The organism is Paenibacillus sp. FSL R5-0749 (assembly GCF_038595085.1).
Taxonomy (GTDB): domain Bacteria; phylum Bacillota; class Bacilli; order Paenibacillales; family Paenibacillaceae; genus Paenibacillus.
Map to the genome: position 1 here is coordinate 1,835,161 of NZ_CP152005.1, position 14,864 is coordinate 1,850,024.

At 44.9% G+C, this 14,864-nt stretch carries 16 protein-coding genes and 1 riboswitch; of the genes, 15 read left to right on the top strand and 1 reads right to left on the bottom strand.

The features are described from left to right. Nucleotides 1-126: 126 nt before the first annotated feature. A complete protein-coding gene (locus tag MKY85_RS08265) occupies nt 127-900 on the bottom strand; it encodes a sporulation protein (protein ID WP_339240684.1) in 774 nt (257 codons plus the stop codon). 184 nt (nt 901-1,084) lie between these two features. Here MKY85_RS08265 and MKY85_RS08270 point away from each other — a divergent pair, with 184 nt between their 5' ends. From MKY85_RS08270 to MKY85_RS08340, 15 genes are all read left to right on the top strand, one after another. Further along, entirely contained in the window at nt 1,085-1,525 is a 441-nt protein-coding gene (locus MKY85_RS08270; protein ID WP_339240685.1) for a cupin domain-containing protein, read from the top strand. A 19-nt stretch (nt 1,526-1,544) separates the two neighbouring features. Next, on the top strand, nt 1,545-2,093 hold the full coding sequence (locus MKY85_RS08275) for a hypothetical protein (protein ID WP_339240686.1): 549 nt from the start codon (nt 1,545-1,547) through the stop codon (nt 2,091-2,093). Continuing rightward, complete coding sequence (locus MKY85_RS08280; RefSeq protein WP_339259905.1) at nt 2,093-2,632, top strand: GNAT family N-acetyltransferase; 540 nt, start codon at nt 2,093-2,095, stop codon at nt 2,630-2,632. The genes MKY85_RS08275 and MKY85_RS08280 overlap by 1 nt, the downstream gene beginning before the upstream one ends. Nucleotides 2,633-2,677: 45 nt before the next feature. Next, entirely contained in the window at nt 2,678-3,202 is a 525-nt protein-coding gene (locus MKY85_RS08285) for a YfiT family bacillithiol transferase (RefSeq protein WP_339259907.1), read from the top strand. A gap of 34 nt (nt 3,203-3,236) precedes the next feature. Continuing rightward, a complete protein-coding gene (locus tag MKY85_RS08290; protein ID WP_339240689.1) occupies nt 3,237-3,752 on the top strand; it encodes a GNAT family N-acetyltransferase in 516 nt (171 codons plus the stop codon). Nucleotides 3,753-3,781: 29 nt separating this feature from the next. Continuing rightward, nucleotides 3,782-3,863: riboswitch (ZMP/ZTP riboswitch) on the top strand. Between the two features lie 153 nt (nt 3,864-4,016). Continuing rightward, a complete protein-coding gene (locus MKY85_RS08295) occupies nt 4,017-4,490 on the top strand; it encodes a GNAT family N-acetyltransferase (protein WP_342572345.1) in 474 nt (157 codons plus the stop codon). A gap of 133 nt (nt 4,491-4,623) precedes the next feature. Then, entirely contained in the window at nt 4,624-5,007 is a 384-nt protein-coding gene (locus MKY85_RS08300) for a VOC family protein (protein ID WP_342572346.1), read from the top strand. Between the two features lie 219 nt (nt 5,008-5,226). Beyond that, nucleotides 5,227-5,946, top strand: coding sequence for a class I SAM-dependent methyltransferase (locus MKY85_RS08305; RefSeq protein WP_342572347.1), 720 nt, complete (start codon nt 5,227-5,229; stop codon nt 5,944-5,946). 69 nt (nt 5,947-6,015) lie between these two features. After that, the gene (locus tag MKY85_RS08310) at nt 6,016-6,741 is read left to right on the top strand and encodes an SDR family NAD(P)-dependent oxidoreductase (protein ID WP_342572348.1); all 726 of its coding nucleotides are present in this window, start codon (nt 6,016-6,018) and stop codon (nt 6,739-6,741) included. Nucleotides 6,742-6,766: 25 nt separating this feature from the next. After that, nucleotides 6,767-7,456 (top strand): response regulator transcription factor, encoded by a 690-nt coding sequence (locus MKY85_RS08315; protein ID WP_342572349.1) that lies wholly within the window; start codon nt 6,767-6,769, stop codon nt 7,454-7,456. Beyond that, the gene (locus MKY85_RS08320) at nt 7,453-8,457 is read left to right on the top strand and encodes a sensor histidine kinase (RefSeq protein WP_342572350.1); all 1,005 of its coding nucleotides are present in this window, start codon (nt 7,453-7,455) and stop codon (nt 8,455-8,457) included. Before MKY85_RS08315 ends, MKY85_RS08320 begins: the two co-directional genes overlap by 4 nt. Before the next feature lie 116 nt (nt 8,458-8,573). Next, the gene (locus MKY85_RS08325) at nt 8,574-9,329 is read left to right on the top strand and encodes an ABC transporter ATP-binding protein (protein WP_342572351.1); all 756 of its coding nucleotides are present in this window, start codon (nt 8,574-8,576) and stop codon (nt 9,327-9,329) included. Then, on the top strand, nt 9,326-11,251 hold the full coding sequence (locus MKY85_RS08330) for an ABC transporter permease (RefSeq protein WP_342572352.1): 1,926 nt from the start codon (nt 9,326-9,328) through the stop codon (nt 11,249-11,251). Before MKY85_RS08325 ends, MKY85_RS08330 begins: the two co-directional genes overlap by 4 nt. Nucleotides 11,252-11,446: 195 nt before the next feature. Next, the gene (gene pgsA / locus MKY85_RS08335) at nt 11,447-11,986 is read left to right on the top strand and encodes a CDP-diacylglycerol--glycerol-3-phosphate 3-phosphatidyltransferase (RefSeq protein ID WP_342572353.1); all 540 of its coding nucleotides are present in this window, start codon (nt 11,447-11,449) and stop codon (nt 11,984-11,986) included. A gap of 190 nt (nt 11,987-12,176) precedes the next feature. Further along, nucleotides 12,177-14,849 carry a LuxR C-terminal-related transcriptional regulator gene (locus MKY85_RS08340; RefSeq protein WP_342572354.1) on the top strand — a complete coding sequence of 891 codons (2,673 nt, stop codon included), beginning with the start codon at nt 12,177-12,179 and terminating at the stop codon, nt 14,847-14,849. Nucleotides 14,850-14,864: the final 15 nt, after the last annotated feature.

Genomic DNA, 14,864 nt, shown 5'->3' on the forward strand with positions numbered 1-14,864 from the left:
TCCCATGTTCCTTACGCTGTCTTTGCACGGGGAGAACTTCGAAGTCTTATTACCCGGAAAACCAAAAACCGTCCTTCATCAGATTTATCTGATAGAGGACGGTTTTATTTTTTCACAGACTACAGACTAGATATGTTTGGAAATAACCTCTTCCAGTCCTTGAGCGACAGAATGTGCACCCCGTGCCAGATGCCTTTCATACAGATGCAAGCGGACAAAACTTTCATCCGTCCCCATGGCTTCGGAGAATATTCCACTGAGCCCACGAGCACGGCGGTCGATCTGTAATAACAGTTCGAGCGAATCGCCCATTGGATAGAACAGGACTTCCAACTCATCCAGATGTCCACGGAACTTGTTTGTTGGTACATATTCGAATTCCTGCACAAATGGCAGATTTCCGCCAAGCTTCGGCGCATAGTCGTTGGTGACTTCACGCAGCTTGAAGCCAAGAATATCGATCGCATCGAGCACAGTATTCATGTCTTTGCTAGGAACAACATGCAGTCTGTCACGGTCTGATGGGTCCACCGCGCTTGAGATATCGAGCCCCGTTTCTACCCAAACTTCTGCACGATGCAGTGTAATTGGCAGATTTTCTGGCAGGTCAAATGAAAATTCTTTCTCCAATTTGGCTCCAGGCTGTAAAGTAAAACCTTCGGTGAGCAGGTATTTGGCGATAATGGCTGTTTCTTTTACTTTGCGATCATCGTGCTCCCGTATGTAATGGGTTTTGATTGAAAGATAGATTCGATCTACGTTCTGTTCCACATCTCCACCTTCAATGTACACAACCCCCGAGATGATTCCTCCAGGTGTGACCTCTGGTGTATGCAATTCCGTATTTACTTTGGCTGCTCCAACACCTACACTGGCTAACATTTTCTTGAAAAATGACATGCGCTCAACCTCCAGATCAGATGGTTTTATTATAGGGCATACATACGACTTCGACCTTAATACGGAAGCTGGGAGAGAAGCGTTTCAAATTTTGGCAAAGATATTCGCATATTCAAACAGGAGATTCGCTTAGTCGATGTCGAATGTTAGATTAAAGGGATTTTTTGTCAGGAGATGAAGACAATTGAACACAGAATTTTCAGAACAGAAATATGGTGAGACCGGTGTCAAAACCAGCTTTGAGCAGATGGCAAATGGGGAACAGAAATATAAAATGATATCCGAAGATGGCAGTTATTATTGCAGAACCGTTGCTTCTTCCCAGGGAGCATGGCAAAACAGTCATGTACATATCAGTCTAACGGAGTTTTATGTGGTGCAATCCGGATGGATTGCTTATGCCAGTTATGGAGACGATCAGGTGTTTTCCATTCGAGTGATGCGTGAAGGAGAGCATATTATTGTCCAACCTGGAGTCCACCACAATATATACATGTCTGCACATAGCGCGATCCATACAATCAAACATGGATTGAATACATCCAGTGATTGGATGGCATCACCTGAGTTGGATAGGTTAACTCAATCTGTAACAGAGAAGGAGCTGCTCCAGAAGTATGATTAACCAGACGGGAGGCAGACAGATGCGTAAAAGAACAATATTGTGGATTACGGGAATAACGATCATATTCTTGGTGACTCTGCTCATCTATAGCTATGTTATTCCAAGTGTGAATGCCAAAGATGTTGTGATGGCAGGTACCATCAGGCAGATTGATACGGATGCAGTTGAGGTAGAGTTAGAGATAACGCGAAAAAGAGAAGACAAAGATCAACATATGGTGTATCCCGTTGTCCCGGGGTGGGGAGGAGCCACATTCACTGAAGAACAAGATAATGCGTGGTACGTGCCTTCGTCTGTTGGCAGCTCCTATCTTGATCAAGTCATTCTGGAAGAGTATCTGAAGGTGCAGGGGAAAACGAGGAAATCAGCTGAGAATCTGATAGGGTTTGCAATCCCTGATGAGATGGGGAGTTACAAGTTGAGGTTTACGCTCAGATCCTTGGATGGAACGACTCAACCGCTTGAAAATCCCATTGTGTATTATGTTCACAACGAGCAGTTGTTGGGGAAGGATCTAAGTTGGGTTACGGGTGAAAATCTGGAGATCATTAAGGAGTATGCAGAGTGATGAGCGTATATGAATCAAACGGAATCACCGTACGTTTCTTGGAAACAGAAGATGAACACCAGCTGGTGAAGTGGCTGACTGACCCGGAAGTCCTTCAATACTATGAAGGCCGTGATCGGCCGCATGATCTGGAGCAGGTAAGAGAGCATTTCTACAATCAGGATGATGATGCTACCCGTTGTATCGTTGAGTATGCAGGAAGTCCCATAGGATACATTCAGTTCTATAAGCTTGAGGAAGAAGAACGAACGGAGTATGGTTATGGAGACACGGATGAGATCATCTATGGAACGGATCAGTTCATTGGTGAGATAGATTATTGGAACAAAGGTATCGGAACATTGCTGGTGCAATCCATGCTGGCCTATCTCATTCATGAAAAACAAGCCCGTAAAGTGGTTATGGACCCTCAATCCTGGAACTTGCGAGCGATATCCTGTTATGAGAAATGTGGTTTTCAAAGGATTAAGCTGTTGGAGAAACATGAGCTGCATGAAGGGCAGATGAGAGACTGCTGGCTCATGGAATATGCACGTTAGAATATTAAGAGCTATTTTCATCATACAAACAAGGAGGAATAATGGATGGACGAACGATTTCCGATAGGCCCATTTGTACACACGGGTGAAGTTACTTTGGCGCAGCGGGAGAAGTGGATTCAGGACATTGCTGAGCTACCTGAACGCGCGCGAGAAGCGGTAAAGGGGCTGAGTGAAGAGCAATTAAGTCTGCCGTATCGAGAAGGTGGATGGATGCTCAAACAGGTCATTCACCACATGGCAGACAGCCATATGAACAGTATGATTCGTTTCAAGTTGGCACTGACCGAGGATACACCTACAATTCGACCGTATTATGAAGAGCGTTGGGCTGAACTGAGTGATTCAAGGGACCTGGATGTTGAGTTCTCACTTCAAATTCTGGATGCGCTCCATCGTCGGTGGGTGGTTCTGTTAAATGCACTGACAGATGCGGATTATGCCAAACAATTCTATCATCCCTCATCGCAAGAAACGACGAGACTGGATTATAATCTGGGCATGTACGCTTGGCATGGCAAACACCATGTTGCTCATATTACATCGCTTCGAGATCGACTGGAAATTTAGTTAGGATAAATATCTTATTAAGGAGAATTTATTAATGACTGTACATATCAGATTATTAAATGAGAGTGATCCTGTAATCATATCCAAGGCGTTTCAGGAGCAGGGATGGGGGAGATACGCTGAGCAGTATCTTCATTACTTGGCTGAACAACAGAATGGGGACCGTGTAACCTTGGTAGCGGAGTTGAATGGAGAATTTGCCGGATACGTGAATGTATTGTGGCATTCCAAATACCCTTCTTTCAGGGAACAAGGCATTCCCGAAATTAACGATTTCAATGTGCTGATCAAGTTCCAGCGCCAAGGTATTGGTTCACGGTTGATGGACCGCGCAGAGGAAGTTATTTCGGAACGAACGGATGTAGCAGGTATTGGTGTAGGTGTATTTTCCGATTATGGCAAAGCGCAAGTTTTATATGCCCATCGCGGATACATACCGGACGGTCATGGTGTTCACAGACACGATCATTACATTCAGCCAGGTGAAGAAACGATTATGGACGACGATGTTGTACTTTATCTTACGAAGAAATTAAGAGGCATACAATAGTGTGAGTGATGGATACTGGTTGTTAAATATCGATTGTGTGTGACTGGCGTAAACGTGGAGTGAACCACGAGGAAGCACATATATTATATGCCGTACGCCTGGGCAAAGTGTTTGATCTTTTGATCAAACACTTTATTTATTATTCGGGTACGAGAGGACGGGTGGCGGCAATGAAAATGGCGTTTGTTTTACTTGATGGAATGACAAGCATGGATTTGGCTGGATTCTGTGAAGCTGTGATCTTTAAGGGGAGGGGGTGGCAAGATGACTATTCGTCTTTTTCAAACGATTGATCAGCCAGCAGTGCTGAAAATGATGACGGATCATAATTTTCAATTCCCTTCGTTTATACGCGAACAGTATCCTGCGCGCTGGAATTTATTTTTAAATATGATGGATGAACGGATCAGTGCTTATTATGTCATGGTTGACGAAGCAGATGTTGTCATAGGTCATGCTGGTTATATCTTTCAGCCTACGGTTAACCGATATGAAATCGTTGGCGTTGTTACGTGTAAATCACACCTTCGACAAGGTGTAGCACGTACACTAATTACTGAAATATGCATGAAAATAGCTGGATTTGGATGTAGTGATATCATGCTTTACACACTTGATCATGCAGAAAATGAAGCAGCGCTCGTTTTTTATGAACGAATGAATTTTCAAAAGGAAGGTATTGATATGAATTATTATACCTCGGGGTTCCATAGGCTGGCTCTTGTCAAAACATTATAAGTAACTTCAAGAAATCCACTTCACTCCAAAGAAAGATAATGAAAAAGCTGTCCTGCATGTTATACTCTATTGGAAGTTGAGGAATGATAAGCAGGATGTTGAGAGATTAGATGATCAGAGGAGTGAATGATGCATGTTTAGCAAAGTCGGCCAAATTATGTTGTATGTCAACAATCAAGATGAATCACTGGCATTTTGGACGGAAGTTGCAGGATTCCACATTGTGGATGAAGTAAACCTTGATGAAGGCATGAGATGGATTGAGATTGCGCCTACCCCAGATTCGCAGACGAGCATTATTCTCCATGACAAAGAGTTTGTCGAGCGGATGTCGGCGGGTGTAAATCTGGGCACACCATCATTAATGTTCTTTACCGAAAATCTGGATCAACTATATACTGACTTGTCTGGAAAACATGTAACGGTCGGAGAGATTGTCGAGATGCCAACGGGGCGTGTCTTCAACTTTGCTGATAACGAAAAAAATTACTTTGCAGTCATGGAACGGGCGAAGTAAACTGTAACTCATAACTGCTACAATTGTTAGCGATCGACATCCAAGTCGGTCGTTTTTTTGTTGGAAAAATCTTATATTTCAAAGTAGAAAAATACAAGAAAAATAGAGGATTAATGGTTAAAAATGTTATAATAAAGTGTAGCTGATTTAATGAAAATGACGAGGAATGAATGGTCTGAACTGAAGGTTCGGATGGAGGATTTAAGGAGGAATGTGGTAGTGGAAAAAACGATTAAAAGTGTACAGGATCTATATGATATGCTCGATGCAGACTTCAGATCTGCCAAGCAATTTTGGGAGCCTTTCTATGAGGATCGGAACAGACCCATACCCTTTTTCCCAAACAAACCGGATGAGAATCTGGTAGCGCATGTGAACGCAGGTTTGCTGGCAGGTGGCAAGGCACTGGCACTGGGTTGTGGTCCAGGCAGAAATGCATTGTATTTGACCCGCCAAGGATATCAGGTAGATGCTTATGATCTTTCCAAGACAGCTATTGCCTGGGCTAAGGAGAGGGCGGCAGAAGAGCAACTGGACGTACATTTTGAATGTCGCTCCGTGTTCGAACTGGCCCCGCAGCAAGAATATGATCTTGTCTACGACTCGGGTTGTCTGCATCATCTGCTACCTCATCAGCGGATTCCTTACATAGAGATGATTCACCAAGCGCTCAAGCCCGGAGGATACTTTGGGATGAGCTGTTTTGCTCCTGGTTTTGGCGGTCAAGGTGGGCCGGAGAGCGTCATGGATGATTGGCAGGTATATCAAGAGAAGTCGATGAAAGGCGGACTGGCCTTTACGGAGGAAAAGCTCCGTTATTTACTACAAGATCCATTTGAATGTGTGGAATTACGTCCGATGAAGGCGATGGGCCAGGATGAGAATTGTTTTGGATTACCCATTTTGTGGGTGACCATGTGGAGAAAACCGGGCGTGTAGTTATAGAGTTATAAAGTCATAGGGTGGAGTCTAACTAATACTGCATTGAGCGAGAGAAGGCGGGGGAATATGAGACAGAGGTATTTTATCATTACAGGTACATCCAAAGGAATTGGGAAACAGCTCGCGGAGTTGTTGCTAGCCAGGGGAGACTGGGTCTATGGCATTTCACGCGGGCATTCGCACGAGTTGGAATCAAGCGAGGAGTGGAGCGGGCGTTACCATCATGTTCAGTACGATCTAGCCGACCTGACGGGGATTGATGATATGGTTACACGTGTATTGGACAAAATCCCTTCTCAGGAAGCTGATTGCATTGGACTCATTAATAATGCAGCGATGCTGGAGCCTCTAGGACCCATAGAACAATGCAGTGCCGCAGAGATAAGTCAGAGTCTTAACATCAGTCTTGCAGCGCCAATGATACTGAGCTCATCTTTTATTCAACAAACCAATCACCTGTCCGCCAGACGTAAAATTGTTAATCTCTCATCGGGTTCGGGAAGTTATCCCGCGCCTTCAATGGCAGTGTACTGTACATCCAAAGCAGGATTGAACATGTTCACCCAATGCGTATCTTTGGAGCAAACGGGTCAACAGAATCCTGTTGAGATCATTGCTTTTGATCCGGGGATGGTCGATACGGAGTTACAGGCTGCTGCACGAGGCAAAAGTACAGAGGAGTTTGCGCTTGCAGGCATGTTCAATCAAGTGTATGAAGCAGGCCAATTAAGATCGCCACGAGACGTCGCGATACAGTTGATCGAGCGGATGGATGGACACAATCAACCTTAGAAGAACAGAAACGTGGTGAACTCTCTTGTTTAAAATTATGCTCATTGAAGACGACGAATCGTTATTTAATGAAATCAAGGAACGGTTATCCCAATGGTCGTATGACGTGTATGGTGTGCAGGACTTTGGCAAGGTATTGCAGGAGTACAGCGTAATTCAGCCGCAATTGGTCATTATTGATATTCAGTTGCCCCAATATGACGGGTTCCATTGGTGTCGAATCATTCGTTCGCATTCCAATGTGCCGATTATCTTTTTGTCCTCACGGGATCATCCTGCGGATATGGTCATGTCCATGCATTTGGGTGCAGACGATTTTATCCAGAAGCCGTTTCACTTCGATGTATTGATTGCCAAGATTCAGGCAACTCTGCGGAGGGTGTACAACTACAATACAGAGCATATTGAACTCCGGACTTGGCGCGGTGCTGCAATTGAATATGTGAAAAATACACTCACTTGCAGGGATGAATCTGTTCTGTTAACCAAAAATGAGATGTTCATCCTTAAAGTGCTGGTGGAGCACAAAAATCAGATCGTTACCCGTGAGGATCTCATCCGGAGCTTGTGGGATCATGAGCATTTCGTGAGTGATAATACGCTGACGGTTAACGTTAATCGGTTACGAAAGAAGCTTGAACCCATCGGCTTGGAGCGATACATTGAAACCAAGGTAGGTCAGGGTTACATGGCAACGGAAGAGGCAGAAGCATGATCGGAAAGTACATACGAGAAAGGGCTAGTTGGTTATGTCTACTGGTAAGCATACAACTTATTATTTTATTGGTAGCTTACATGGACTCGTCTATTCCATTCCAATCTGTGATGTATATCGTAGTGCTGAATGTGGTGGTATGTCTTGTTTTTATCTGGGCGAGATATCTGAAAGAGACTCGTTTCTATAAAAAGTTGAGCACCTGGGATCAAACTTATAATCTGGGAGAACTCGATATCGCCGATAGTCCGTATGAGCACATCGTACATGAGGCCCTCAGTTCCCAGACACAGCGATATCGTAAGGAGTCGTCACATCATTTTATCGCTCTGGAACAGGAGAAGGACGAGATGTTGTCCTGGATTCATGAGGTGAAGACCCCACTGACTGCGTTGCAACTGATGATCGAGCGCTTGCCAGATGATAAGCTACAGAGCCAAATGACATATGAATGGTTACGAATCCATCAGTTGCTGGATCAGCAGCTTCATCAGAAGCGGATTCCGTTCATGCATAATGATCTGTTCATCGAAGAGACGGAATTTGAACCGATATTGAATAGTGAGATTCGAGCACTGAGATCGTGGTGCATATCCAAGGGGATTGGCTTTGATGTGTCGTTGATGGTATCGCGTGTGCTCACAGACAGCAAATGGTTAGGCTTCATCCTCCGGCAGTTGTTGAGCAATGCGGTGAAATATAGCGATTCATCGGACATCCTCATTGAAAGTCGGGAACAGGATGGACATGTCATACTGAGGATTAAGGATCACGGGCGAGGGATTGAGGCTCAGGATCTGCCGCGTATATTTGATAAAGGATTTACGTCTACCCGAGGCAGAATGGATGGAGCGGCGACTGGGATGGGGCTGTATCTGGTTCGTCAGGTGGTCCAAACCCTTCATATGCGCATTCATGTAGAGTCTTCTCCTGGCGAGGGCACTACCGTCACACTTACTTTTCCGCGAAAGAACGACATGGTGCATCTTGCAGGCGTGTGACAATAATGTCACATGCTTTTTGGTTTTGTTCGGTGAATCACACGATAACACTGCACATCCCGCCTATGATATAGACATGGGCATTTTGCAGAAGTTCAAAGAGGAGTGAGTGGGATATGTGGATACTGGAAGCCAAAAAAATTCATAAAGTCTATGGTAATAAACTGAATAAACAGGAAGTGCTGAAGGGGATTGATCTCGGGGTAAGCAAGGGAGAGTTTGTCGTTATTATGGGGCCATCGGGTTCGGGTAAAACGACACTGCTTAATGTACTTTCCTCCATCGATCGGGTGAGCCAGGGCACGATTGATATTGAGGGCAAGGAATTCACCGGAATGAAGGAGAAACAGCTGGCTGAGTTCCGCAAACATCATCTGGGCTTTATTTTTCAGGAATATAATCTGCTGGATACCCTTACGGTGAAGGAAAATGTATTATTGCCGCTCTCGATCACGAGTATTCCAAAACAGGAGGCACACCGGAAGTTTGAACAGATTGCCAATGAACTGGGCATCTACGAATTGAAGGACAAGTATCCATCCGAGATTTCAGGTGGGCAGAAGCAGCGGACTTCAGCAGCACGAGCATTTGTCCATGAGCCAAGTATCATCTTTGCGGATGAGCCAACCGGAGCGCTCGATTCCAAGTCTGCCTCCGATCTGCTCGGCAAGTTAAGTGAGATGAACAGTACCCGAAAGGCAACCATTATTATGGTTACCCATGATCCGGTTGCTGCAAGTTATTGCAGCAGAGTGATCTTCATTCGAGACGGTCAGATCTACACCCAGCTGAATAAAGGAGACGAGTCCCGGCAATCGTTCTTTAATGACATTATCAAAACCCAGGGCGTATTGGGTGGTGTGCAGCAATGAGCTTGAATTATATTATCTTCCGTAATTTAAGGAAAAACTTGAAGAATTATTATCTCTATGTATTTGCGCTTGTGTTCAGTGTGGCTTTGTATTTTTCCTTTGTGACGTTACAGTATGATCCTTCCATGGATGAGGTAGCTGCTTCAACAAAAGGTGCGGCAGCCATAGGCGCATCTTCGGTATTATTAATCGGTATTGTCGGTATTTTTCTGTTATATGCCAATACCATTTTTATTAAGCGACGCAGCAAAGAAATTGGATTATTTCAGTTGATTGGACTGACGAAGGGCAGAATTTTTGGTATTTTGAGCGCCGAGAACAGTATCCTTTATTTTGGCTCCATGGCCATTGGTGTGTTGATTGGTTTTCTTGCGTCCAAGCTTGTATTGATGATATTGTTCAAAATTCTCGGTGTGGATGCGATTACCAAACTGTACTTTTCTCCGATGGCACTGCTGCAAACGGTGATCGTCTTTACGATGATGTATCTGCTCATCATGCTGATGAATTACATCTTTATCAAGCGCCAGAGTATTCTCTCGCTCTTTCGGGTGTCGGCCACTTCGGAGCAGCAGGTGCAGAAGATGTCGTTTGGACAGATGTTTGTTGGCGTCTTGGGCATTGCCCTGATGGTGTATGGATACTTCGTGTCTGCTCGGCTGTTCAGTGGTGAGGCAATGGATATGCAGCAGTTGATGTATACGATGATCCTGATTCTGTTCTCGGTCATACTGGGGACATACCTGTTCTATAAGGGGTCGGTAAGTTTTATCTTTAATCTGGTTCGCAAAAGCAAAAACGGCTACCTATCTATTCATGAGGTGTTATCGTTATCTTCAATCATGTTCCGCATGAAGTCTAATGCCCTGCTGCTCACGATTATTACAACCGTATCTGCGCTTGCGATTGGCATGTTGTCACTCAGTTACATTTCATATTATTCGGCAGAGGCTCAGGCCAAGGAAAGTTTGCCGGAGGATTTCTCTTTTGCTCAGGAGGATGTGAAAAGTCGTTTTGTAGCGGAGTTGGAACACAAACAGATTGCTTATGAAGAGAAGCATAGAGAGCCTATCTATATTGAAATCGATGCACAGGAAGTGATGGATGACTCCGCAATGGGGGAGCTGTTGTTCAGCAGTGTGCTGAGTGACAACATGGTAGATAACATTGATGTGCAAGCAGGTGAAGTGGTCTTCATGGGATATGGAAATGCCATTCAGCAGTTAATTTCCATTCAGGAGAAAGGTCCAATCGTCTTGCACGGGTTGAAACATAGGCTGGCACAACAACTGATCGGAACAACTAAACAAGGCGTCCTTCCCACGTACTATACTAGGGGCACGCCTGTAGCGGTCGTGGATGAGACGGTATATCAGCAACTGAAGCAGGATATCGATCCCGAGCTGCAGAAAGTCGAGTGGGCTGACTACTATGGTGTACGTATTGTGAACGAGGGGCAGGCTGAAGATGCCTATGCCGTATATAAGGAGCAGCAGTTGGAAGCCCCAAGTTTCTCCCAGGTTGAGTTCAGAAATAACCAACGTAACACGATGGGCCTAATTATGTTCATTGTTGGATTCCTCGGTTTGACGTTTTTAATTACATCAGGATGTATCCTGTACTTTAAACAAATGAATGAGAGTGAAGAGGAGAAGGGCAATTATACCATTCTGCGAAAGCTCGGATTTACGCGAGGCAATCTGTTGCGTGGCATTCAGATCAAGCAGTTGTTTAACTTCGGTATTCCACTCATGGTAGGATTGAGCCATAGTTACTTTGCCGTGAAATCAGGTTGGTTTTTCTTTGGCACGGAGCTGGCGACACCTACGGTCATTGTCATGATTGTCTATACATTGTTATATTCGATCTTTGGTCTGTTGTCTGTGTGGTATTATAAACGGGTGATTAAGGAAGCTTTGTAGAATTGGATCGGGCGTATGCTGATATAACAAAAATAGTTTGAGTAAAGGGCAGCTGTAATATATACAGACTGTTCTTTTTTTTCTAAGTACATTACCTCGTGAAAAAAGGATGATAATGGAATTGAGTCGAAATGATGATAGAGTCACGGAATCTGATCCACGGATAACATTTGAATCGAGGAGAGGTGATGTTCAATGAATTATGCAAATAAAATCACGTTGGCAAGAATTGCGTTGATTCCATTGTTTATGCTCTGTTTCCTTAATCAGAGTAGCTTGTTGTTTGCACTTATTATATTTGCAGTAGCGGCAGGTACGGATAAATTGGATGGGTATGTAGCGAGAAAATATAATCAAATCACGAACCTGGGGAAGCTTCTTGATCCGCTAGCGGATAAACTGTTGATTGCGGTAGCGTTAATCCTGATGATTCAGGAGAATATGATCAGTTCATGGATTGCTGTAATCATTATTGGGCGTGAAATAGTTATTACAGCGTTACGAATGGTGGCAACGGAGCAGGGCATTGCTCTTGCAGCCGATCGATATGGCAAGATCAAAATGGTGCTTCAGGTGGCAGCGATTATTGCAATTTTGTTGAACAATGTTTCGTTCAGTTTGCTGACTGAGGTTCGGGTTGACCTAATTCTATTATGGCTGGCGGCAGGTGTTACGCTGTTATCGGGATTGAATTATATTGTAATGAACTATCAGTTGCTTCGGACAGAAAAATAGAAGAGCCAATCGGATAATGGTTCGATAATCCGAATGTTACCCTGTACTTCATGTACAGGGGTTGTTTGTCGTTGATTTCCGTTCAAAAATATGTGGGGCATAGTCATGGTTCCTTGTATACTTAGAGTATCTGAAAATACATACAATGAATCGGAAAACAGGCACAACGGTGCTGATTCAGGAGGATCTCATGCAACAGGAACATACCGCTGGTCACCACGGGGACTGGCTTCAATTTATGATTTTAACAACCAAACTGGAACTTCCACCTTTGCCAGCGGACACAATGGACCGTCCACGGCTAAGTTTGCAACACGAAGAATTGTTCCAATCCAAAGTCACGTTGTTGACTGCCCCGGCGGGTTCAGGGAAGTCAACACTTTTAGGTAGCTGGGTGAGAAGTGCAGCTATTCATGCAGCCTGTGTCTGCCTGGATGATAAAGATCAGGACCCGCTTCAGTTTTGGCTCTACATTATTCATGCACTGGATCGCTTGAGTAAGGGTCTCTGCGGGGATGTACTGCCGCATTTTTTGCAACGGTACCCGGTAGATCCCAGGTCGGCATTGATATTATTGCTGAACCGTGTTGCCCAGACCAATCAACATGCGCTACTCATTCTGGATGACTATCATGCAGTTACCCAGCCGGAGATTCATGAACAGATGCAGTACTTTATTGAAAATCTTCCGCTATCCATTCATCTGGTCCTGTCTAGTCGCACATATCCTCCGTTCATGCTTGAAAAGATGCGTCTGAGAGGTGAGTTGAAGCAATATACACTTCAGGAACTGGCATTTACGCCAGAAGAGGGCATTGAATTTTGCCAAGAGATCATGCACCTGGATATTACCGGGGGAGATGCGCGTGGATGGGTACAGCAGACAGAGGGTTGGGCTGCCGGTTTGAAGCTGCTCGCTTTATCTCACGCATGGGGTGGAAACGCTTCGGTTAGCCCTATGAATTCGATATCATCACCTCTGTCTCGTGAAGATTATGGAACAACTGGCGAGAGAACGATTTCGGATTACTTGCTCGAAGAGGTATTCCAGCGTCAGTCACCGCAAATGCAGCAATTTCTTCTCCGAACAGCGATCACGAGAAGAATGAACAGCAGTCTATGTCAGGTATTAAGTAATATGCAGGAAGCTCCGCAATTGTTAAGGCAACTGGAGAAGGAGCATCTTTTTCTTGTTCCACTTGATCGGGAAGCACACTGGTATCGTTATCATCATTTGTTCTATGCATTTCTAAAGCGTGAACTGGATCGTTGTGGCACAGAACAAGTAAATGAATTACATGGTCTTGCTGCAGTTTGGTATGAGAAACAAGGGTACACGGCTGAAGCGTTGGATCATTATATCCTCGGACAGCATATGCAGGATGCAGCGAGACTGCTGGAAGAGTTGTTCGCCCATTTTATTATGGGAGAGTGGTGGACGCTCCGGCGATACTTTGATGTTGTGCCACTGGAGATCGTGAAATCACGTCCCAAATTATATATGTCTTATCTGTTCCTTGTTGCACGTGAAATGCCTTATGGACAGATGGTGAAGCAACTTGATGAACTGGAACATGTGATCCGGGTGCATCTTCAAGGGCAGCTGGAACCAGAGATTATCGAGTATTTGTTGCAAGTTATATGTGTAATGCGAGCTTATATGGCCTATCTGAACAGAGATTTAGAGGGGGTGGCTCATTATTTGGTGTTCTATATTGATCAGGGATATCCCGATGATATTGCCTTTCAGTATATGGACTATGACCGGAGAGAGAGCATGCGCCTGCGCAGTTTTCATGGTGTTAATGGCTACTTGAGGCGTGGGGAAGCCTGCTTCGGGGCGATTACGGAACGTTGGTATGCTGAACATGCCTACGTGACGTCCTATTACGGTGTTGGATATGGTGAGATTTTAATGGAACAGGATCGAATTGTAGAAGCGATAAGTTATGCGGACCGAGCGCTTGAAGTGGCTTTGCAGATCAAGGTGGCTGCGCTGCTCGTTCCTGCGTATGTACTCAAGGCCAGACTTGAACTTACAATGGGCCGACCTGAAGAAGGTTTGAAGCTGCTTCAGCAGGTATCAGGTTTATTATCTGTGAAGGACATGGAATACTGGCAGCCAGTACTGGAAGCACATCAACACCGAATTTTAATTGAAATGAGTCCGGTGGAATCGTCCCATACCATTCTGACTAAGCCTGCAAACGAAGGAGATGCAGCTGTTGAGTTCAGCTGTGATCAGATCTTTCGATCCATGGTTCGCATACGTGCGATGATCATCCTTGAACAGTATGATTATGCACGAGAGGAATTGAGACGAATCCGTAAACTGGCTGAAGAACGGGACTTGCTTGCTGAACAGGTAGAGTGTGCTCTGCTAGAGTCAATCATGCTGCAAAAGCAGGCATCTACAGATGCCGGTGTTGTGGCGTTATCCCGTGCTCTGGTGCTGGGAGGACCCGAAGGGTATATCCGTTCATTCGTTGCTGAAGGTGAACAGATGAAGCGGCTACTACAGGACTACCTGTCTCTGCGTCGCACGAAGGCAATACACGATGATGGTGTGAAAATGGCTTATGTGAAACAGTTATTGTCTGCTTTCGCAAGAGACAAACGGTTAAGAGGCGGCCTCTCATCTGTAGGAGAGGCGAAGCTGGATACAAAGGAAGTGGGACTCAGCCCGATGGAGCAAAAAATATTCGGTCACATCGCTGAGGGCATGACCAGCAAACAGATTGCTGCCGAGTTTGGCATTTCACCCGGAACCGTTAATACACACATTCGCCGAGTGTTCGCGAAGTTGGGTGCGAGTAGTCGTACTCATGCTGTACAGATTGCGGAGCAACGGGGATTGTTATGATGTAGTGAAACGATG